Annotated in this window: 20 protein-coding genes; 9 read left to right on the forward strand and 11 right to left on the reverse strand. The window is 47.9% G+C overall.

The window, feature by feature from the left end; genetic code table 11:
* Positions 1-289: 289 nt before the first annotated feature.
* From DESRU_RS17985 to DESRU_RS21035, 10 genes are all read right to left on the reverse strand, one after another.
* Positions 290-2,641, reverse strand: a complete 2,352-nt coding sequence (locus DESRU_RS17985; protein ID WP_013843516.1) for a virulence-associated E family protein — start codon at positions 2,639-2,641, stop codon at positions 290-292.
* Entirely contained in the window at positions 2,638-3,051 is a 414-nt protein-coding gene (locus tag DESRU_RS17990) for a DUF7768 domain-containing protein (protein ID WP_013843517.1), read from the reverse strand. The genes DESRU_RS17985 and DESRU_RS17990 overlap by 4 nt, the downstream gene beginning before the upstream one ends.
* Positions 3,038-3,886, reverse strand: a complete 849-nt coding sequence (locus DESRU_RS17995; RefSeq protein ID WP_337998878.1) for a phage antirepressor — start codon at positions 3,884-3,886, stop codon at positions 3,038-3,040. Before DESRU_RS17995 ends, DESRU_RS17990 begins: the two co-directional genes overlap by 14 nt.
* Before the next feature lie 32 nt (positions 3,887-3,918).
* Entirely contained in the window at positions 3,919-5,853 is a 1,935-nt protein-coding gene (locus DESRU_RS18000) for a DNA polymerase (protein WP_041275889.1), read from the reverse strand.
* Positions 5,850-6,428, reverse strand: a complete 579-nt coding sequence (locus DESRU_RS18005; RefSeq protein ID WP_013843520.1) for an NUMOD4 motif-containing HNH endonuclease — start codon at positions 6,426-6,428, stop codon at positions 5,850-5,852. The genes DESRU_RS18000 and DESRU_RS18005 overlap by 4 nt, the downstream gene beginning before the upstream one ends.
* Positions 6,425-7,003 (reverse strand): DUF2815 family protein, encoded by a 579-nt coding sequence (locus DESRU_RS18010; RefSeq protein WP_013843521.1) that lies wholly within the window; start codon positions 7,001-7,003, stop codon positions 6,425-6,427. Before DESRU_RS18010 ends, DESRU_RS18005 begins: the two co-directional genes overlap by 4 nt.
* A 4-nt stretch (positions 7,004-7,007) precedes the next feature.
* Entirely contained in the window at positions 7,008-8,135 is a 1,128-nt protein-coding gene (locus DESRU_RS18015) for a DUF2800 domain-containing protein (protein WP_013843522.1), read from the reverse strand.
* On the reverse strand, positions 8,132-8,455 hold the full coding sequence (locus DESRU_RS18020) for a hypothetical protein (protein WP_013843523.1): 324 nt from the start codon (positions 8,453-8,455) through the stop codon (positions 8,132-8,134). The genes DESRU_RS18015 and DESRU_RS18020 overlap by 4 nt, the downstream gene beginning before the upstream one ends.
* 268 nt (positions 8,456-8,723) lie before the next feature.
* Entirely contained in the window at positions 8,724-9,107 is a 384-nt protein-coding gene (locus tag DESRU_RS18025; RefSeq protein ID WP_013843525.1) for a sigma factor-like helix-turn-helix DNA-binding protein, read from the reverse strand.
* 162 nt (positions 9,108-9,269) lie between these two features.
* Positions 9,270-9,419: a hypothetical protein gene (locus DESRU_RS21035; RefSeq protein ID WP_013843526.1), complete on the reverse strand. Its 150-nt coding sequence runs from the start codon at positions 9,417-9,419 to the stop codon at positions 9,270-9,272.
* Positions 9,420-9,765: 346 nt separating this feature from the next.
* Here DESRU_RS21035 and DESRU_RS18030 point away from each other — a divergent pair, with 346 nt between their 5' ends.
* The 6 genes from DESRU_RS18030 to DESRU_RS18055 are packed head-to-tail and all read left to right on the forward strand — an operon-like array spanning position 9,766 to position 15,268.
* On the forward strand, positions 9,766-10,749 hold the full coding sequence (locus tag DESRU_RS18030) for an ABC-three component system protein (RefSeq protein ID WP_013843527.1): 984 nt from the start codon (positions 9,766-9,768) through the stop codon (positions 10,747-10,749).
* Positions 10,742-11,203, forward strand: coding sequence for an ABC-three component system middle component 2 (locus DESRU_RS18035; protein ID WP_013843528.1), 462 nt, complete (start codon positions 10,742-10,744; stop codon positions 11,201-11,203). The genes DESRU_RS18030 and DESRU_RS18035 overlap by 8 nt, the downstream gene beginning before the upstream one ends.
* The gene (locus DESRU_RS18040) at positions 11,196-12,971 is read left to right on the forward strand and encodes an AAA family ATPase (protein ID WP_013843529.1); all 1,776 of its coding nucleotides are present in this window, start codon (positions 11,196-11,198) and stop codon (positions 12,969-12,971) included. The genes DESRU_RS18035 and DESRU_RS18040 overlap by 8 nt, the downstream gene beginning before the upstream one ends.
* A 24-nt stretch (positions 12,972-12,995) precedes the next feature.
* Positions 12,996-13,220, forward strand: a complete 225-nt coding sequence (locus tag DESRU_RS18045; protein WP_013843530.1) for a helix-turn-helix domain-containing protein — start codon at positions 12,996-12,998, stop codon at positions 13,218-13,220.
* Between the two features lie 7 nt (positions 13,221-13,227).
* Positions 13,228-14,769 (forward strand): type I restriction-modification system subunit M, encoded by a 1,542-nt coding sequence (locus DESRU_RS18050; RefSeq protein ID WP_013843531.1) that lies wholly within the window; start codon positions 13,228-13,230, stop codon positions 14,767-14,769.
* Positions 14,759-15,268, forward strand: coding sequence for a restriction endonuclease subunit S (locus DESRU_RS18055; RefSeq protein WP_013843532.1), 510 nt, complete (start codon positions 14,759-14,761; stop codon positions 15,266-15,268). Before DESRU_RS18050 ends, DESRU_RS18055 begins: the two co-directional genes overlap by 11 nt.
* Here the strand turns inward: DESRU_RS18055 and DESRU_RS21390 are convergent.
* Positions 15,265-15,978, reverse strand: coding sequence for a restriction endonuclease subunit S domain-containing protein (locus DESRU_RS21390; RefSeq protein WP_143758816.1), 714 nt, complete (start codon positions 15,976-15,978; stop codon positions 15,265-15,267). The genes DESRU_RS18055 and DESRU_RS21390 overlap by 4 nt on opposite strands.
* 37 nt (positions 15,979-16,015) lie before the next feature.
* Between DESRU_RS21390 and xerA the strand changes: the two genes are divergently transcribed.
* Genes xerA through DESRU_RS18075 form a run of 3 tightly spaced genes read left to right on the forward strand, consistent with a single transcriptional unit; the run spans position 16,016 to position 19,085 of the window.
* On the forward strand, positions 16,016-17,008 hold the full coding sequence (gene xerA, locus DESRU_RS18065; RefSeq protein ID WP_013843533.1) for a site-specific tyrosine recombinase/integron integrase: 993 nt from the start codon (positions 16,016-16,018) through the stop codon (positions 17,006-17,008).
* A gap of 13 nt (positions 17,009-17,021) precedes the next feature.
* A complete protein-coding gene (locus DESRU_RS21170) occupies positions 17,022-18,212 on the forward strand; it encodes a restriction endonuclease subunit S (protein ID WP_013843534.1) in 1,191 nt (396 codons plus the stop codon).
* 24 nt (positions 18,213-18,236) lie between these two features.
* Positions 18,237-19,085 carry a hypothetical protein gene (locus DESRU_RS18075; protein ID WP_013843535.1) on the forward strand — a complete coding sequence of 283 codons (849 nt, stop codon included), beginning with the start codon at positions 18,237-18,239 and terminating at the stop codon, positions 19,083-19,085.
* Positions 19,086-19,094 lie beyond the last annotated feature (9 nt).

Raw genomic sequence — 19,094 nt, forward strand, 5'->3', positions numbered from 1 at the left:
AGCTGGAACGGAACACACCCTGGAACAAAACCCGGAACAGCCCTAAACCCTGAATTTACGAGGCATTCCGCTTAGTTGTGTTCCAACCGTACCGAAAAATTCCTTATAGATTCTTACGCGTGTATATAGTTCCATATAGGTATAGGAAGTAATAATACAAATAACTCATATATAATTCTTGGAACACTCGGAACAAAACTCGTCAAGTAGCCTATTTTTCTAAGCTAACGCCTGTTCCCACCGTTCAGTTTTCCTGGAACAAACCCGGAACGCTTGGAACATTTAAGCCTTAATCCGGCTTTCTCAACCACACATTTTGCGGGCCGTAGCCGATGATCCGGATCTTCTTATCCCCGCGCCGCCAGTCGGTCATCTTCTGCATGATGGCGGTGATTTCATAGCTATCGCGGGTTCTGATGTCCTCGCGGTTCTTGTTCAGGCACTCGCACCAGATCTCAATATTGCTAACAATATCGCGCTGTTTAACACCTGGCGGCCTGGTTGGGTCATTCTGATCCCGGAAATAGTCACGCCTGCGATACACATCCAAGGTATCCCAGTTCTCCGGCAGGAGCATGTCGAGATACTCGCGCACCAAGCCTTCACGTTCATCGGATTCCATGGCGTCTGCCTGCTCGCTGACCGCCGCTTCCGCATCGGCTCCCTCAAGGTAGAGCTTCTCACCGTTGTTCCATATCAGTTTGGCCTCAGCCCAGATCTGAAGAACATCCTCATCTGTGATATCCCAACCGCGCCGGGCATTTTTGCCGCTGACACGAACTGGCCAGAAGCGGCGGTTGCCGGTCACATCACGTAGAAACCCGGCACTTTCACTGTTGGTGCTGCCTACGATAATACATTGCCGCGGATGACTTTCTGTTGTATGGCCGTAGCTGGCACGGTAGTTATCGTCGCGGCGGGATAAAAATGCTTTTACATTGTTGACATCGGTTTTTCTGATACCAGCAAGTTCTGGGATTTCAATGATCCAAAACCCCTGTATCTTTTCAGGAGCGTCCTTGCCTTTGCCCATGTCGGCAAAGGTCAGGCTGTCGGAAAACCACTCTCCGGCCAGCTTGCCAAAGAACGTGGATTTTCCAAGTCCGGTCGCGCCATTAATGACCAGCATGTAGTCAAACTTAATCCCCGGCTGATAAATGCGGGCGACTGCCGCCGCAAAAGTCTTTCTGGTAACAGCCCTGGTGTACGGGGTATCTTCTGCGCCAAAGTAATCAATCAGAAGCGTTTCGACTCTTTTAACACCGTCCCAGGCGGGAAGGGTGTTTAGATACTCACGTATCGGATGGAACTGCCGGGCGGCGGCGGCTGCCATAACGGCATTATTCGTCTTAGTCGGTGAGTAGATGCCATAGTGATTTTGCAGATATTCGTAAAGTTTCGCCGCGTCCGTTTCGCTCCAGCCAGGTTTGTACCTTTGCCAGGGTATTTCCCCGCGAACATCCACACCGTCCCGCAGTTGGTTAAAAACGATACCGCTCAAATTAGGGTCATTGTTTAATATCAGAAGATAGTTTCCGAAACTGTCTTTAACAGCGCCGGTCTTTTCAAGTTCCAAGGCTTTCTGCCAATCCGTATCCCTAAACTCCTTCTCCGCCTGGGCTTTGCGTTCTTCAGCCAATTGCTCCTTGACCCGTTCATCCTTTATGGCTAGTTCCGTCATGGCCCTAAAGGAGGGCAGCTTGCCCGGAGGGGTATCCATAGCGGTCTTGTCGTCGAGGTCGCGGAAGCGGTGTATTCGCACCAAATCAAAGGCATTCAGCAGCCTGCCGCAGGCCGGATCGGTAGCGTGATGGCTGTAGGCGAATTTGCCATCGTATATAACCAGTCCCGCTGAAGAATCAGCAGGGATATAGTCGTAGCGGCCATTCATCGCGCTGGGTTCATAGACATCGGATAGAAAAGTCGCAATTGCGTCCTCAATGGAATAAGCCCGACAGAAGGCACCCACTACACCTTCCTTAGTGAGCGGATCTGCCTGCTGAGTAATCTGGTTGCGAACCACTTCTGACTGACGCGAGGATACAGGCCACATGGAAGTATCCCGCCAGTCAGCGTATTTTCCGAGGTATGCATCGGGGTTGAGAAGTTCGCCTTCCTTTTCTTGGAATACAAACTCACCGTCAGATGGCGTTGACGGCCAATACATCAGCCGTGATGGCTCATAAGTCGTGTCATCAAACAAGTCGATACCGATTTCCTTGGCTACCATGCGACCAAGAGCGGGGTACTCGTCCTCGCTTACCTCGCGGGACAGGGGAATAACAAGCCGCAGGCGCGGTGCATCCGGCGTGTGTTTGTGAGTGGAGTAAACGCAGCACTTGAAATCGTAGAGCATATTAATTTCATCCCAAATTCCTGGCCTGGCATAGTCCATATCCAAGGTGAGCAGGGAGCGGCAAAGGACATAACCGTTCCTGCGTTTGCCCTTGCGCAGAGCGCCGCCCACGAAGCCGCCCACATCTTTGATGGAATCCTGCTGCGCACGGCTCATCTTACGGAATTCCGATACCGTTTCGGTGGTGCGGATCGTCGTGCTAACCCGGGTGAGGAAATTTTCCCATGAGATGTCCCTGTTTTTCCATTTCTTATCCATGCGGCTGTTGCCGACCGCTATCTTCACGTTACCTGCACCTCCTCACACTTCTCGGTAAAGTGCCGAATGGGTATACCCTGCTTTTTTGCTTTGCTGATTTCCTGAGCCATACCATCTGATACCCGGTGCCCGAACACCCATAGCTGATCGCATTTGCTAAGTAGAACCAGGGCAAAATATAGTCCGAGTTCGCGCTCTTTTTGGTCACTATCATCCATAAACTGTGGGTAGTGAAGATGAGGCGCGAGGGGAATAAATCCCTTGCTAACTGCAAACCGACAATAGCCCAGCACACGGATGATGTTGTGTTTCGTGTCACCGGCAAAAGGAGAGCATATGTAAACCAGCGAACGGCGCCTTATTTCCTTTTGCGCCGCACAGTCCAAAGAAAGAGTGGCTATATGTTCCGGGCAGCCCTCGCTGTTATGCTCGTCCATCCCTATCCACCCCTCCCCCGAGGAAGTAGTTGACAAAATACTGCTGCCCTTTGCCAGTAACTTTGGTGGTTTTACTGATGGTGACATGACCATCCGAATGGGTAATGGCGGTTTCTTTAACTTTGAAAAGACCAAGTTCCATGGCCTTCTGAGTCGGCGCGTTGTAGTCGGTGCCTTTGCGCTTGATAAGGAAACCGTCCTGGCGGAGCCTTTCAAACAGGCGGTTCTGCCCGATTTCGATACCGTTTCCTTTGAGAATTTTAGCCAGTTCGCCGATTAAAATGGTACCGTCCGATGCTGATACAGCATCGGCAAATACCACTTTCGGCTTATCCTGAGCAGCCTGCAGCTGAAGCTGAGCTTTTTCCTGGCGTTCTTCTTTCAGGGCGGTCAGCAGCTTGATCCAAGAGTCGGGATCATTCATGATTTCTTCTATTTTGGATGTCGTGATGTAGGCTCCGTGTCTCCTTATCTGAGGAAGCACCTCATGAGTAACCCAGCGTTTAAACTTCTTGGCTTCGGGCTTGTCAGAGCGCAGGATAACGTTGTAAAGCCCGCTCTCATTAACGATGTTGGTTTGCTGCCGCCTGCCCATGCTGTCGGTGACGTAAGCCAGACTTACATCATCCTCATCAAGCCGGTCGGCAATCATGCGAGCATTGCTGAGTCCCAGCACTCCGCACACATCCTTTAGTACCCACCATGTTTCGCCGTTCCTCTGGATGGTTCTGATCTCCTTTCCCTCGTAGGAGAATACCTGTAGTTCGTTCATATGGATTCGTCCTTTCCGAAGGCTTAGATTTTGTTTGTGGCCTTCGCTATATCGCCACCACAAGGAGCGGAATCGGATGGTCCATTAACTTTTTTCTAATCTTTTTTATAGAACTGGCACTCAAAGCCATCGGCGCGAAGCAAAAGCCCCTTTGCCCAAGTTGGGGACTCACTCATGACGGTGCAGATATCATCAACCGATGCCCGAGCCGGGGCTTCAATCACAACCTCGTCATGAACATGCATCACTATGTTGTAGCCCAAGGCATCCAAACGGCGCATGGCATAACAAAGGATATCCCTGGATGCTGCCTGTACAATGTTCTCAACAAACTTAGGCCCGTAGCTTTCGATGCGTTCCCATTTTTTTGCGGCACCAATACCCTCATATGTCACCGATTCGCTGCCGAAGCGGTTTAATTCTATTCGGGGCTTTACATAGTAAAGGTTCCTGCCGGATGGCAAGGTGATGAATAGCATTCCGCTACGGTACCCAATACGGATTCCGTGTGTTTCCGTAGTGACGCGATCCTTGACCGCCCTTTTCGCAGCCCGGTCAACGTCCCACCAGAACCGGACGATATTGGGATTAGCCTTTCGCCAGGCGGTTACTAGCGGCTGGAGTTCATCCTCAGTAAGCCCCATATCAAGAGCGCCCATAGCGGTTAAAGCGCCGACTGATCCGCCGTAGCCAAGCGCCAATTCGGCTATTTTCCCTTTCTGGCGCAGCGGGCTGCCTTTGGTGACCTCTTCAATGGGGACATGGAATATCTGCGCCGCCGATGCTTCATAAATCTTGCCGTGGGTGGCAAATACCTCATTACGCCAAGTTTCACCCGCCAACCAGGCTATTACCCTGGCTTCAATGGCGGAAAAGTCAGCAACGATAAATTTGAATCCAGATTGGGGGATGAATGCGGTACGGATAAGTTCGGATAAAACGGAGGGCACAGAATCATAGAGCATCTCTGCTGCATCAAATTGCCCGGAGCGAATAAGATTGCGCGCTTCCTCCAAATCTGGTAGATGGTTTTGCGGAAGGTTTTGTACTTGAATCAACCGCCCAGCAAAACGCCCGGTACGATTAGCTCCGTAGAACTGCAGCAACCCGCGCGCCCTGCCGTCGGAGCAGACTGCGTTTTCCATGCCTGTGTATTTCTTTATACTGGACTTGGCTAGCTTCTGCCGTAATTCTAAAACACGTCCCAGATTTCCGGGTGCGGTCTTAAGCAGTTCCTTAACCGTGGCCTTGTCCAACGTGTCTGTTTCAAGACCATGATCAGCGAGCCAGGACTTCATCTGCACGACTGAGTTGGGATTATCCAGTGCGGTCAGCTCTTGCATAACTCGCGTCAGTTCCGACCGGGATTGCTCATCGCAGCGGATCGCCTGCCTGACCAGGGTCATGTCCAGAAGGATACCTCGGTCATTGATTTCCTGGTCGAGGATATAGTTTTTCCACTCATCCTCCGGTACGGGGAAGTTCGCCAGCTTTGCCTGTATTGCCATTTCCGTTTCCACATCGCGGGCATTGTAGGCTTTGAAGCGTTCCCACCTTTCAGGGTCGTGTTCGGGGAGATTACGTGTTCGCTGGCCGTTTGTTTTTGTGGGCTTGCAGGGCATGGAGAAGTAGCGGATTAGATCTTTCCCCTCGATCAGCTTTTGCTTTTCCGCGCCGGTGACCAACGCAGCACCCTCCAGCGATAAAGGCAGACCAAGATAGGCGGACCAGACCATGGTGCAGCGCCAGGAATTTGGTTTCAGCCACTGGTTAAGATAGCGGGACAGGCATACCCGTTCAAACTGCGCATTATGTGCCCATTTGATAACGGATTCATCTAAAAGGGCGCTGTAAATCTCATCTGGCAGATGTTCACCGCTGGCCAGATCAATAACCTGAACACCTCCGCCGTCAACACTGTAACCGAACAACAGGATTTCAAAGTCCGGGGACTCAGCATAGCGATAGACCCCGCTTTTGGCGAGGTCTATGGACGAAAATGTTTCCAAGTCCAAGAAGAGTGTTTTTATTTGATCCACCAATATATCCTCCCGTACTTGATATTGCTAATCGTTGTTTGAGACACTCCGAATTCGTTTGCCAAGTCAACACCACGCATTCCGCAATAGAGGGAAAAACGTATCGATTCAACATCTTCTATACTCAGCTTCCTCCAACGTCCGCCTTGCCGGTAAACATCCAAAATATTCTCGGTACGTGTGCCGTAGCGAAGATTCTCTATACGGTTGTCCGTCGGGTCACCGTTAATGTGGAGCACCTCCATTTCAACAGGCGGGTTCCCTTTAAAAGTCTTTATTACAAGTTGGTGAACCGGCTGACCATTACCGCCATGTTCCAGAACTACAGATAAGTGTCCGCTTTTGGAATATTGGCCTGGACGCAATATACGTTCCGGTACGGTTCTAAGAAACTCTCTGCCCGTATAATGATTTACGCTGCGGACTTTGCGTTCGAGGCTCTTAACCCGTCCAAGACTGCTTGCTTGGTACCGTCCTTCGTAACCGGGAATATCTTTCCAAATCTCTGATTCTTCAGATGCCGCAAAGGGAGTGACACATACTCCCTTTGCAGTTAATAGCCTCATGACAGGAAATCATCGTCCACATCAGCGGCAAAATCGTCAGCAGCATTGGATCTGCCACCCAGCGGTTCACCGTCACGGATTTTCTGGATGTTGCCCAGACCACAGGCAATTCCTTTGTTGCCGTTGGAGTTGAAGGCATAGAAGTTGATGCTGACTCTCGCGTAAACGCCAGAATAAATCTCTGAACGTTCAAGGATAGGGTTGACTTGCCTGTCCACGATTTGCGGAGCGGTATTGCTATTGGCGTTTACAAAATAGCTGTTGGCGTAGGCTTCGTCATCAGGGCGGTCGACATCGCCATCACGGAGCGGAAGTTTTAACTGCGCTTTAGAGGGAATCTTGCCGCCAAATTTGCCTTTGCCTTCCTCGATAGCAGCATCCACAGCAGCATTGATGGCCGCGATGGTCTTGGTGTCTGACTTAGGGATAATCAGGCTGACACTGTATTTCTCCGCGCCGCCGTTGATGGACTTGGGTTCCCATACGTTCGCATAGGATAGACGTACAATGCCGGTGATAACCTTGGTGGGATTTTTCCCAGGACTACGATTAACTCTGCTTGCTGTATTTGACATAGTATTAAACCTCCAAAAATTCATTTTTTGCGTTTGATGTACTCATTGCCGGTCGCTTATCCGTAACCGGAACCAGGGTCGGTTTGCCGGGCGGCTTTATAACCAGTCCGCCGAGGATTTCATTAAACCTGGATTTGCCCATCAGCTTTTCCATCTCAGTAATAGTGATAAGGCTCTCTCTATAGATGTCGCGGTATCCAGCGGCTTTTGCCGCTTCGGCGACGGCTTTCTCATCGGTATATTTCCGGACGGAGCGCCCCTCGACCACCTTGAAGCCGGGCCATTCCTTGCCATGGTTCACAGCGGCGTCTGTGGCATAGGCAATAATCTCATTTGCCCAACTGGTCAGGTCACCGATCAAATTGAGAACCTCGCCAATTTCCTCATCGGAAAGCAAGGGAGGAAGGGCAAACTCAAAGGCCGCCAGTTTAAGCTTGGCTTCGGCTCTGGCTCGACACTTTACCGCAGCCCGGCAGAACTGACAGTGTTCACCCGGGGCGTACTCGCCCTCACCTTTAAAAGCCAACTGAGCGGTGGGTATCAGTGTTTCCTCCGCCCATTGATAAAGCGATTCTTTAAATACCGTGAAGGTGCTGACATTCTCCCGGCGTGGCTGGAAAATGGTCATGGCCACTGTGCTGATGTCATATATCCCGTCAAACAACTCCAGGGTACCAAGTGCATACAGCTTCATCTGGGGATTGTCCTTGGCATTCACTAGAACGCCCTGCCCATACTTAAAATCAATAACATGGAGTGTACCATCGCCGATAATAACGCAGTCACCGGTTCCGAAACCATCCGGTACATACCTGGAAAAATCCAACCTCTGCTCAATCAGTACCAACGGGTCGTTGCAGGTCAACTTTATCTGGGCAATAGTTTCAAGCACAAAATCCACGTAAGCGTCGGTGTGGGCGTCCATTTCGTCGCAGTCGTACTTGGAGATTGGCTTCCTTGAGCGCATTTTTAGTGCCCGGCGCAGCTTGTGTTCAGCAAGGGCATGAGCAGCGGTACCCTCAGCAGCAGCTTCGCTTTCACTCTCATCAAACTCCAGTTCCAGCCTGGCTGATGGAGTACAGTTCATCCAGCGGTGCGCCCCGGAAGCAGAGAGAATAGCATGTTTGCTCATTTCAGCTCCTCCGCATCTGCAAGAAGTGCGGGATAATTTGCCGGGTCAATTTCACTGAGCCTTGATGCACCGTGCTTCTCCAACAGTGCTCGGACCTCAGCGGTAAAGCCGTCATGGCTTTTCGCAGCCAGCACAGCCCGGACTTGCTCAAGCGTGACCGCTTTGGTTTCAGACTTTTCTTCCTTATTGACAGTTGGTGCTACCGGCTTCAAGGCCCCGCCAGGCTCACCATCCGCCACTGCCTCTGCTACTGCCCAAATGCTGTCTGCCAGATTACTCAGGTTAGCCGCTACATCCAGCAACAGCTTGGTTTTGCTCATGGCCCTCACCTCCCTCCTCAATAATTGAAAGCGCTCTCACGCTGTCGCCAGGGACAATGACCGTCAGCCTTTGCTTATCACCCAGCAGGAGACGCAGCAGTCTCTCGCGCACGGTAACATGGCGACAGCCAACTATTCCGCCGCCCTGAGGTTCCTTTGAAACACTGATTCTAAGGGTGTGCTTCATGCGGATCACCTTGCCTTTCCGAAGGCTGATTTCTTGTGCCTTCTGCCTTATGCCACCTGCGGAAGATGAATCGGACGGTTACTATAACATTTTTTTGAGTTTGTTCTTTGCTCGGTTTACGGCGTGGCGTATAGCGGACTCGTCCACGCCTTCCAGTGCAGCAAGTTCTGTGTATTTCCAACCTTCCAGACAGGTTTTACGGATAAGGTACTGCTGTCGCTCGGTCAGGTGGGACATAGCGCGGCTAACAGTTTCTGAAGCTATAAGGTCGGCAAGCAAGTCCGTTCCATCGTCAAAGAACCGCTTGTCCTCATAGGTGAAACTCTCAAGGGAAGTGTGGCGGCGGGTTTCCCGCCGTTCATTTTTCTTTTCTTCTTCTACGGAACTGAGATAGAAGGTACCGACTTCGTCAGAAACCTCCAATTCGATGATTCTGCCATCGGCATCTTTGTAATTTATTAACATCTTTTTCCTCCTGCGATTTTCAAAAGTTGGCTTGAAAATCCGCAGGGGCCGATGTCTCAAATCCGTAGAAACAAAACGAGACGGGCGGCAACACCAGTGGTTGGTGTCGTCCTGCCCGTCTCGCGGTTCTGCGGATTCTCGTTATTGACTTGTGTTTTGCGGTTATGCTGCTTCTGTATTTATGATTTCTGCTGTTCCATCTGGTTTAAAACAAATCAGCGTCTTACAACCTTTGTGGACGATTTCTACGACGCCAGCTTTTTCATCCAGGCGGCAGACCAGCTTGCCGCGAGCGTTTCGGATGTCTCGCATCTCGTTGAATCTCCTTTCCATGATGAAATTGGTTGTGGTTTCGCGTTGCATGCGTTTGGGCGTATTTACAGGTATTTAAATTGAGTTACAGGTAAATGTGTTGAAATATATACAAACAAGTAATATAATGAAATTTAGACACAATTGGCGAAATCTGCCAGAAGGCTATGAGCAATCTTTGCAGGGGGCACGCCGTTATTGCCTACACAGCCATAAAAAAACCCCTTTCCTGTAATGCTTACAAGAAAAGGATAACGGTTGGCGGAGCATAAGTATTTCCTCTGGACTTACCGTGATTTACCTTTGATTTACCATTATGCTTAGCTAGTGAAAGAAGGTCACTTAGATGAGCAGACTTTGCTTTGGTACATATGCAAAAATATTGCAGAGCGTGATGCAAGAGCCAAACGATAATCAGGCAATAGCCGATTTGTTGCTTGGTCTTATGACCGACAATGAGCAGGTAATACCGAAAGTTGTAAGTCGCCTTTTTAACTTCAAACAGGAAGTTCCAAAGGCCATAGTTGCTGAGGCTTCATCACCCAGAGTGGTTCAGGGGGCATATAAATACTTCAATGAAAAAATAGTCGCCTTCCTGAACCCACACAACAAAGATGAACTATTGCCACATATGACAAAGCTCATCAAAGATGACAGCACTATAACTGCTGATAAAAAGAAGGCGTTACTTGGTAAAGCAACGCCTGAAACGCTTGCTGAATTTTTAGCAGATACTTTTTTATACGCACTTCATCGGCCAAATAAGCTACCTACCGGTGATGCCGACAAGAAGATAAGCAGCGAACTAATCGCTGCCTTGAATGATATAGAGAAGCTGCAAGAAATACTTTCCAGGTTTCCTCGCCCAGCAGCCTTAGAGATACCCGAAGAAGTAGAATCGGACGAATTGACATACGTAACGGAACTGTTGGCGGCTTATGCCGACGCAGAGGGAATAGCCTATTTACCAAAAGAATCGCTAACACAATACCCGAAGTATAAAGCTGATTTTGAGCGCCGGAGAAAAGACTATTATGCAGCCGAAACCATCAGGAGAGGTTCAAGAGACGTTTTCGGAGAAAAAGACCCCGATCAGTTTGATGTTTTGAAAGATGAAACTTACGACGGCGTAATTGATGTGCATTCGCAGGATTTTCCTCATGGCTTTGCCCGGTTAAATAAGGTTATGGCGCAAGCTGCCACTATCCGTGTAGATAAATGCTTGCTGAGTCGTCTGCCTGATTGGATTGGCGCTAGTGAGAAGAAAGGCGTGTGCCATATTCTAGTGAATGATAAAAGAATCAGGGGATGGGTGGCAAACGATGAATAACGTATTCAACACGCCGTTTGAGATATCACTACGCGCCTTGCTGATTCTGGAAACTGCCGGGGAACGATGGGTAACAGCTGACATGATCGCTGCAGCAGACTTTATAACCGTTTATGGCAGGGACTTCGGCATATCGGATGTGAATCTTCATGGTGAAAACAGTTTTAAATTTAGCGAGTTTACACTGCGCCGTGAGCTTATGAAAAAGGCAGTTAAGCTACTTGTGAAAAATGGTCTGATAAATGTGTCGCCCACCGATAACGGCTTTTCCTACTCAATAAACCAGAAGGGCATTGATTATTGCGCAAGGTTTACGAATGATTACGCTGATACATACCGTCGCCTGGCAAAACAAGCCCGAGCATACATAGCAGGTAAATCGGAGCGTGAGATGCTTGCACTGATTAACCGGCACGCGTTATCCTCGCTGCAAAGGAGTGAAATAGATGTCTAATTTCTATATTGAGAGGTTGATTGTTACAGGCAACGGCAAGGAACCCTCTATCCTGGAATTCAAAGAGGGGCTTAATATCGTTTGCGGGCCGTCCGATACCGGTAAAAGCTATGTACTTGAATGTATAGATTATTTATTTGGCAGTGACAAAATTCGTTTTGACAGAAACACAGGATATGACTGGGTGAAGCTTATTATTGCCACTGAAAATGGCAGAATTACATTTGAGCGCCAGTTGGATACCAAGAAAATTGAAGTCCATAGTACAGACCGTGATTTTAAGTCTGGTAGTTATGGGATTAGCGGAAAAAAGAATAATATCAGTGATTTATGGCTGCAATTAATCGGTATAGACGAGGAACACCATATTATAAAAAACTCAAGGTTTGAGAAACAGCGTCTTACCTGGAGAACGTTCTCTCATATGTTCCTCATTAAGGAAACTAATGTTTTTCAAGAACAGTCCATAATCTTGCCCAAACAGAACACGGCATCAACAGCAGCACTTTCCGCACTGCTCTTTCTGATAAGCGGGATAGACTTTGCTGAAGTCGTTCCTCTTGAGGAAAAAAAGATTAAAGAAGCCCGAAAAAAGGCTGTAGTTGATTATATACACAAGCGGCTGGCTGGTTTCGCTGACCGCAAAGAAGAATTGAGTAGTATCCCTTATCTGGATGCTTCGAATCTCCAAGGGAAGGTTGAAGCCGTCCTTGATGATATTGCCGAAACCGAAAGAGCTATCGCAGAATCCATCAAACACAATAAGCAGTTATTGAAAGAGATACTTGCAGTAAATGCACAATTAGCAGAGTGCAACACCCTTTATAATCGCTATCAAGTGCTTAGGAGTCAGTATGCTTCTGATATAAAAAGATTGACCTTTATTGTTGAAGGGGAATTAAACAAAGACAGTATCAAAGAAACAACAAAATGTCCTTTCTGCGAAAGCGATATTCCGGTGCAAGATGAGGGGGGTTACGTTGAGGCATCTCATGCCGAACTGCATAGAATACAGCTTCAACTTGTCGACTTAGAAGAAGCCAATCACGACATTGTTAATGAACGCGCAGCTCTTGAAATGAAGATTGCAGACTTAAATGAGAAAAAGTTAGGGATCGAGGTTCTCCTCAACAATGAGTTAAAACCTAAAGTGGCGGCGCTTAAACAAACACTAGCGGAATACCGCCGAGCTATTGAAATTCAGAACGAAGCGGCGGTTATTAGCGAGTTTGAAATAAGTATGAAAACGGAATTATTTGAAGTGCAAATGGAAGACGATTCGGAAGCAGAGTTTAAGGTAAAGAACTATTTTGACCGCGATATTTTAGGTCCTTTAGATGACTACCTAAACAAAACCCTTGAATTGTGTAAATATGAGGGGCTTAGTTCGGCCTATTTTAGCCCAAGCAACTTCGATGTGTTTATCAACGGCAAATCAAAGGACGCTTTCGGTAAGGGATATCGAGCATTTTTGAATACGGTGCTTGCTCTTACACTTATGAAGTATTTGGTGGAGCGTGGGAAATACGCGCCAGGAATACTAGTTGTTGATTCACCGATTCTTTCGCTAAAAGAACGCGGGGACGAGAAAACACCCGATACTATGAAAGCTGCGCTGTTCCAATATCTGTTGGATAACCAAAGCTACGGTCAGGTTATTATCATTGAAAACAATGTCCCTGAGTTAGATTACAGCAAAGCGAATGTAATTGCTTTTACAAAAGATGAAACCCATGGTCGTTATGGATTCTTAAATGGCGTACGCTAATAACTTTATGGAGGTCCTTTAGATATGGACAATGAACAAAAACTCGAAAAGTGGTCATCTATGGATACTATAACAGACTATCTTGGTGTAAGCCGCGAAACAGTGCTGCAATGGATTAGTAACCGTAATATGCCTGCGCATAAAGTCGGTAGGCTTTGGAAGTTCAAGATTTCCGAAGTGGACGAATGGATTCGTTCCGGTGGCGCGGCTGACAAAGATAGCTTAACTAAAGATGCCCCAAAGGAGTGAAGAAAATATGGCAAACGGGAATAACACAGCCGATATCGGTTTCGAACAACAAATCTGGGCGGCAGCAGACATTTTGCGCGGAAATATGGATGCCGCCGAGTATAAGCACGTGGTCCTGGGGCTTATCTTCCTAAAGTACATATCGGACAAGTTCGAGGAGCGCTATCAGGAACTCCTCGCTGATGATGACGATGTGGAGGATAAGGATGCTTACACTGAAGCGAACATCTTTTACGTACCGCCTATCGCACGGTGGAGTGTGATTGCTGAATGGGCACACAAAACCGGAAAAATAACAGATGAAAACGGCAAGGAAGAGTTTTTCGACATTGGCGGTATAATTGACCGCGCTATGAGAGCTATTGAAAAGGAAAACAAACGGCTTAAGGATGTTCTCCCTAAGAACTATGCCCGTAGCGAACTTGATAAGCGCCGACTCGGGAATGTGGTTGATTTATTTACCAACATACAGATGATTGAGCACGGCACGGATAAGGACATCCTTGGTCGTACCTATGAATATTGCCTCGCCAAATTCGCTGAGCAAGAAGGCAAACGCGCGGGTGAATTCTATACGCCGTCCTGCGTTGTTCGGACGCTTGTTGAGGTGTTGAAGCCCTTCAAAGGGCGAGTGTACGACCCCTGCTGCGGTTCGGGCGGAATGTTCGTGCAATCCGCAGACTTCGTAAGTCACCATGCCGGCAATATCAACAATTTATCTATTTTCGGACAAGATGCGAACCCGACAACACGCAAAATGGCATTAATGAACCTTGCTATTCGCGGCATCGAAGCTGACCTGGGCGGGTATAACGCTGATACTTTTCATAATGACTTGCACCCCACGCTGAAAGCGGACTTTATACTTGCCAATCCGCCGTTCAATCTTTCGGACTGGAATGACGGATCGTTAAACGATGACCCGCGCTGGAAGTACGGCTTACCGCCATCGGGCAATGCCAACTTTGCGTGGCTTCAACATATGATTTACCACCTTTCACCAAACGGCAAAATTGGTATGGTGCTTGCCAACGGCTCGCTGTCCTCTCAAAGCGGAGGAGAGGGTGATATTCGTCGCAAAATTGTAGAGGATGATCTCGTAGAGGGAATTGTCGCGATGCCGACGCAGCTCTTCTACACCACGCAGATTCCAGTTTCGCTATGGTTTATCAATCGTAACAAGAAACAGAAGGGCAAGACATTATTTGTTGACGCCCGCAAGATGGGGACGATGGTTAATCGCCGCTTGCGCGAGATGACTACCGAGGACATTGCCAAAATAGCTGCTACTTTCGAGGCGTTTGACAACGGGACGCTGGAGGATGTGAAGGGCTATTGCGCCGCTGTAACGACCGCTGATATCGCAAAGCAGGACTACATACTTACACCAGGGCGCTATGTTGGAATTGAGGAGCAAGAGGACGACGGCGAACCCTTTGATGAGAAAATGGCTCGGCTGACAAGCGAACTATCCGAAATGTTCAAACGCTCTCATGAATTGGAGGACGAAATACGCAAAAGACTGGGGGCAATTGGATATGACATCTAAGTTGGTGCTTTCCGACCTTTGCTATTTCGCCGATGGTCGGGTTGCAGTTTCCGACTTGAATTTGGATACCTATATTTCCACGGAGAACATGCTTCCGAACAAGGAGGGAATTACCCGCTCGGCGGGGTTGCCGACTGTTTCACAGACACAAGCTTACCAAGTGAATGACGTGTTAGTGTCAAACATCCGCCCTTACTTTCGCAAGATATGGTTTGCCGATCGTGACGGTGGCTGTTCAAATGATGTGTTGGTTCTGAGGGCTAAGAAGGGCTGCAATCCGGGTTTCCTCTACTACCTGTTGTCGGATGACAATTTTTTTGAATATGCGACGGCAACAGCGAAAGGCACAAAGATGCCACGAGGTGATAAAGGAGCGATTATGCGGTACGGAGTACCCGACCTGCCGCTTGATATACAGATTGGAATTAGCAAGATCTTGTCCGCTCTTGATGCGCGGATATCCATAAATAGGGCGATAAATCATCATTTAGTGGCTTAGATGTTGGTGACGGACAACTCGCCTGACATCAAGCGGGGTAACAAGGTATCCCTGGTTTGCCTAAGTAGACGGTTTTCAAGATGGTTCTGCTCAAATTTCTCATAAATAGATGCAACTTTATCGCAAAAGTCATCAATGATTCTATCAGGTGGTACAACCACAGCAAAAGCGAGTGTATCGCTCGGAATAGCGCGTTGTCGGCTTCCTGTAGATCCTGTTACATGTGATAATAGGAAATCCGTGAAGGAGGCACTATCAATGATAGAGTAATAAAAGTCCTTATGTGATGGGTTCTTCGCCTTGTAAACGATGAACTCAGTAGAACACACAGCATTATCGCTGATACAATAGGGTCGCCAGATACGCTTAATGCTCGGGTTGAGTTTGGAAATCAAAAAGCAAGACTTATCTACAATATACTTGTTGCTTTTGATTCCAGAAGCTACCTCAAACACGGGCAAGCAGGTCTCGTCAAATGCTGGTATACTGTAATGCTCCAATACTACATCCGGGCAAGATTGCGGGTTAATTGTCTTAGTGCTTATATCGACAACATCACCAAGCGGCAGAACCCGCCACCCTGCAGGAATTTCACCCAGTTCGCTCTCGATAAACTCACCGTCAGCGAACGGTTCGAAGTCTACGAACCACGACTTGAAAATCGCCTGTGCCATCTGCTCTAAATGATGATTTACTGCCCCTCCTGCCAACGCACAAAACCCATTTTACCGAAAGGCAGGAGGAACTATGAAAGATAAATTGATAACAGAGATTCAGGCAAGTATGGCATCGATGCTCACACTGGCGCAATTGGAGGAACTCCGGCGAGTGCTTACGCAAAGCCTCCACAACGTGGATGTTACTGAGCGCAAAGCTCCGGAGTCACATGAAAACGCCGAGAACGAAGGGCTGCTTGAAGTGTTTATTTCAGCAAAACGCATTGAAGGTTGTTCGGAAAAATCGCTTAAATACTACTACGCGACAATCTGCAATATGCTTAACAGCATTAAGAAACCCGTGCGAGAAATCAGTACGGACGACCTGCGCGGCTACCTGGCCGATTATCAGAAGGAGCGCGGTTCAAGCAAGGTAACGATTGACAATATGCGGCGCATATTCTCCAGCTTCTTCGGGTGGCTCGAAGATGAGGATTACATTCTTAAAAGCCCCGTGCGGCGCATTCATAAGATAAAGACGGATAAGACCATTAAGGAAACCTTTTCTGATGAGGGGTTGGAACTACTCCGCGACGCATGCGAGGAAATCCGCGACTTGGCAATAATTGACCTGCTTGCGTCAACAGGAATGCGTGTCGGTGAATTGGTTCAACTAAACCGCAAGGACATCAACTTTCATGAGCGTGAGTGCGTGGTGTTTGGTAAAGGCAGCAGCGAGCGGGTGGTTTACTTCGATGCCCGAACTAAAGTCCACCTGCTTAACTATCTCAACAGCCGCACCGATAATAACCCTGCACTGTTTGTGTCGTTAACCCAGCCCCATGAGCGGCTGATGATAGGCGGCGTGGAAACACGGCTCCGTGAAATTGGTAAACGAGCGGATATGCCGAAGGTACACCCGCACAAATTTCGGCGAACGCTCGCTACACGAGCCATTGACAAAGGAATGCCCATAGAGCAGGTTCAGCGCCTGCTCGGTCATGTAAAGATAGATACGACCATGCACTACGCGATGGTCAATCAGGCGAATGTAAAGAATTCACATAGGAAATTTATTGGATAAGGAGGAAACGTCGATGCCTCAAGGTTGGAAGCCTACACGGATAGGCGACATTTGCAAGACGAACCAGCAGACCTATTCGCTGTCAGAGAAGTGGCCGTTCGTCAATTATTTGGACACTGGGAATATCACGGAAAACCGAATCAGCGAAATCCAGCACCTCGTCACAGGGCAGGATACCCTGCCAAGCAGGGCGCGGCGCAAGGTTGCCGTTGACGACATCCTTTATTCGACTGTTCGCCCGAATCAGCGACATTATGGCATAGTCAAAGAGGTACTGCCGAATATGCTTGTATCTACGGGCTTTGCGGTCATCACAGCGGACAAGTCGGTAGCGGACAGCGATTTTCTCTACTACTACTTGACGCAGAAAGAAATCGTGGATAGTCTACACGCTATTGGCGAGCAGAGCGTTTCGGCGTACCCGTCCATAAAACCGTCCGACATAGAGGGCTTGGAGCTGATGCTGCCGCCATTGTATGAGCAACACGAAATTGGACGTACATTGCGGGCGTTGGACGATAAAATCGCCAACAACACAATGATAAATCATCATTTAGAGCAGATGGCGCAGGCCATTTATGCTGATTTTGTGGCGAGTGTTGATGGGGCAACTATGAAGCTAAAAGAACTCTGCGCCTTCCAAGAAGGGTATGTCAACCCATCGCAAAGCCGAACAGAGTATTTTGATGGTGCGATCAAATGGCTTCGGGCGGTTGACATCAACGAGTCCTTTATCTTCGATACTTCGCGAACACTCACAGACTGCGGTTTTGGGAGTGCGGGTAAAAGCGCGTATTTGTTTAAACCGAACACTATTGCCATTAGCAAATCGGGCACCATTGGGCGTTTAGGCTTTGTTGCTGACTTTATGTGCGGCAATCGAGCAGTAATCAATATCTCCCCTAACAACACGCGGATTCTGCCGTTTGTATATCTGTACTTGAAGTCGCGGCAAACAGAGTACCCCGATTTGGCTGTCGGTAGCGTACAGAAAAACCTATACGTCCCGATTTTGCAGGAGCTTGATATTCTCGTACCTGAAGAGAGTGTACTACTGGAATTCTGTGATTCAGTTGCTCCTTTGTTTGAACAATGGAAAAACAACGTAGCCGAAAACCGAACGCTATCACAAACCCGCGATGCTCTCTTACCCCGCTTGATGTCCGGAGAGTTGTCCGTTGCCGACCACGGCAATGCTAAATGATGATTTACTAAAGGAGACTTCTCTATGAGTTATACAGTAAGCGAAAATCAGATGTTGGCAACAATGATAGCCGTTTTGAAAGATGACGGCAAGACAGACCTTGCCAACATTCTAAGCGTGTCAAAGTTTAACTTTGACCCTCAATGGGAGTTTTCAGGTATAGTTTCTTATCAAAGAAAACTATATTCAAACTTGAAAGTACCCATTGCTTTCCGTGCCATGGTCAAGGAAGCGTTACCCGAGCTCTCGAAGATTGCCTGTAGCATCTACGAAGATGACGATACTTATTACTATTTAGGCATCAATGATGTTGGTGTTTTAGCAATTAACCTTGAAGAGATTACTTTTGAGGAGCGAAAAGTAATTGTCGAGAAGAATAGCGTCTTTACGAGTTTTATGAAATATCTGGCTGATAATACCGATGTTCCCGAAATACAGAAGAAGTATCTATTCGAGGCTTGTGAAAATGGCTATTCCAACAATATGTTATCAGCCACAGTAATGTTGGGTTGCTCTGCTGAACTGCTACTGCTTGAATTGAGTCGTGCGTATTATGAATATCTCAAAAAGCATGGTACTCCTTCAGAACAATCCGAGTATGAAAGAAAAGTCATCAATGCAAAGGTAGCATCTGTCCGATTAACAGAGTTAATGAAGCGTATCGAAGCAAACCCAACAATCTTTGAGTCGTTTGGGTTCGAAAATGTACGCTTAAACTTCAATTATTTGGACGTGATTCGGCAGAATCGAAATGATAGCGGTCATCCCACAGGCAAAATTATAACAAAAGAACAATTTGAAATGATATTGACTAACTATCAAGCCTTTCTGCCAAAAACTATTAAGGCTATAAGAGAGTTGCCTAACCTATAACGTCATAAG

The sequence above is a fragment of the Desulforamulus ruminis DSM 2154 genome, from assembly GCF_000215085.1.
Classification (GTDB): domain Bacteria; phylum Bacillota; class Desulfotomaculia; order Desulfotomaculales; family Desulfotomaculaceae; genus Desulfotomaculum; species Desulfotomaculum ruminis.

What these genes read in the sequence shown, in the direction of transcription:
- DESRU_RS18075 (WP_013843535.1), top strand. Translation starts at nt 18,237, where the DNA reads ATGAGTTATACAGTAAGCGAAAATCAGATGTTGGCAACAATGATAGCC.
- xerA (WP_013843533.1), top strand. Translation starts at nt 16,016, where the DNA reads ATGAAAGATAAATTGATAACAGAGATTCAGGCAAGTATGGCATCGATG.
- DESRU_RS18030 (WP_013843527.1), top strand. Translation starts at nt 9,766, where the DNA reads ATGAGCAGACTTTGCTTTGGTACATATGCAAAAATATTGCAGAGCGTG.
- DESRU_RS21035 (WP_013843526.1), bottom strand. Translation starts at nt 9,419, where the DNA reads ATGCGAGACATCCGAAACGCTCGCGGCAAGCTGGTCTGCCGCCTGGAT.
- DESRU_RS18035 (WP_013843528.1), top strand. Translation starts at nt 10,742, where the DNA reads ATGAATAACGTATTCAACACGCCGTTTGAGATATCACTACGCGCCTTG.
- DESRU_RS18020 (WP_013843523.1), bottom strand. Translation starts at nt 8,455, where the DNA reads ATGAGCAAAACCAAGCTGTTGCTGGATGTAGCGGCTAACCTGAGTAAT.
- DESRU_RS18055 (WP_013843532.1), top strand. Translation starts at nt 14,759, where the DNA reads ATGACATCTAAGTTGGTGCTTTCCGACCTTTGCTATTTCGCCGATGGT.
- DESRU_RS18025 (WP_013843525.1), bottom strand. Translation starts at nt 9,107, where the DNA reads ATGTTAATAAATTACAAAGATGCCGATGGCAGAATCATCGAATTGGAG.
- DESRU_RS18045 (WP_013843530.1), top strand. Translation starts at nt 12,996, where the DNA reads ATGGACAATGAACAAAAACTCGAAAAGTGGTCATCTATGGATACTATA.
- DESRU_RS18050 (WP_013843531.1), top strand. Translation starts at nt 13,228, where the DNA reads ATGGCAAACGGGAATAACACAGCCGATATCGGTTTCGAACAACAAATC.
- DESRU_RS18040 (WP_013843529.1), top strand. Translation starts at nt 11,196, where the DNA reads ATGTCTAATTTCTATATTGAGAGGTTGATTGTTACAGGCAACGGCAAG.
- DESRU_RS21170 (WP_013843534.1), top strand. Translation starts at nt 17,022, where the DNA reads ATGCCTCAAGGTTGGAAGCCTACACGGATAGGCGACATTTGCAAGACG.
- DESRU_RS18015 (WP_013843522.1), bottom strand. Translation starts at nt 8,135, where the DNA reads ATGAGCAAACATGCTATTCTCTCTGCTTCCGGGGCGCACCGCTGGATG.
- DESRU_RS17990 (WP_013843517.1), bottom strand. Translation starts at nt 3,051, where the DNA reads ATGGACGAGCATAACAGCGAGGGCTGCCCGGAACATATAGCCACTCTT.
- DESRU_RS18010 (WP_013843521.1), bottom strand. Translation starts at nt 7,003, where the DNA reads ATGTCAAATACAGCAAGCAGAGTTAATCGTAGTCCTGGGAAAAATCCC.
- DESRU_RS18005 (WP_013843520.1), bottom strand. Translation starts at nt 6,428, where the DNA reads ATGAGGCTATTAACTGCAAAGGGAGTATGTGTCACTCCCTTTGCGGCA.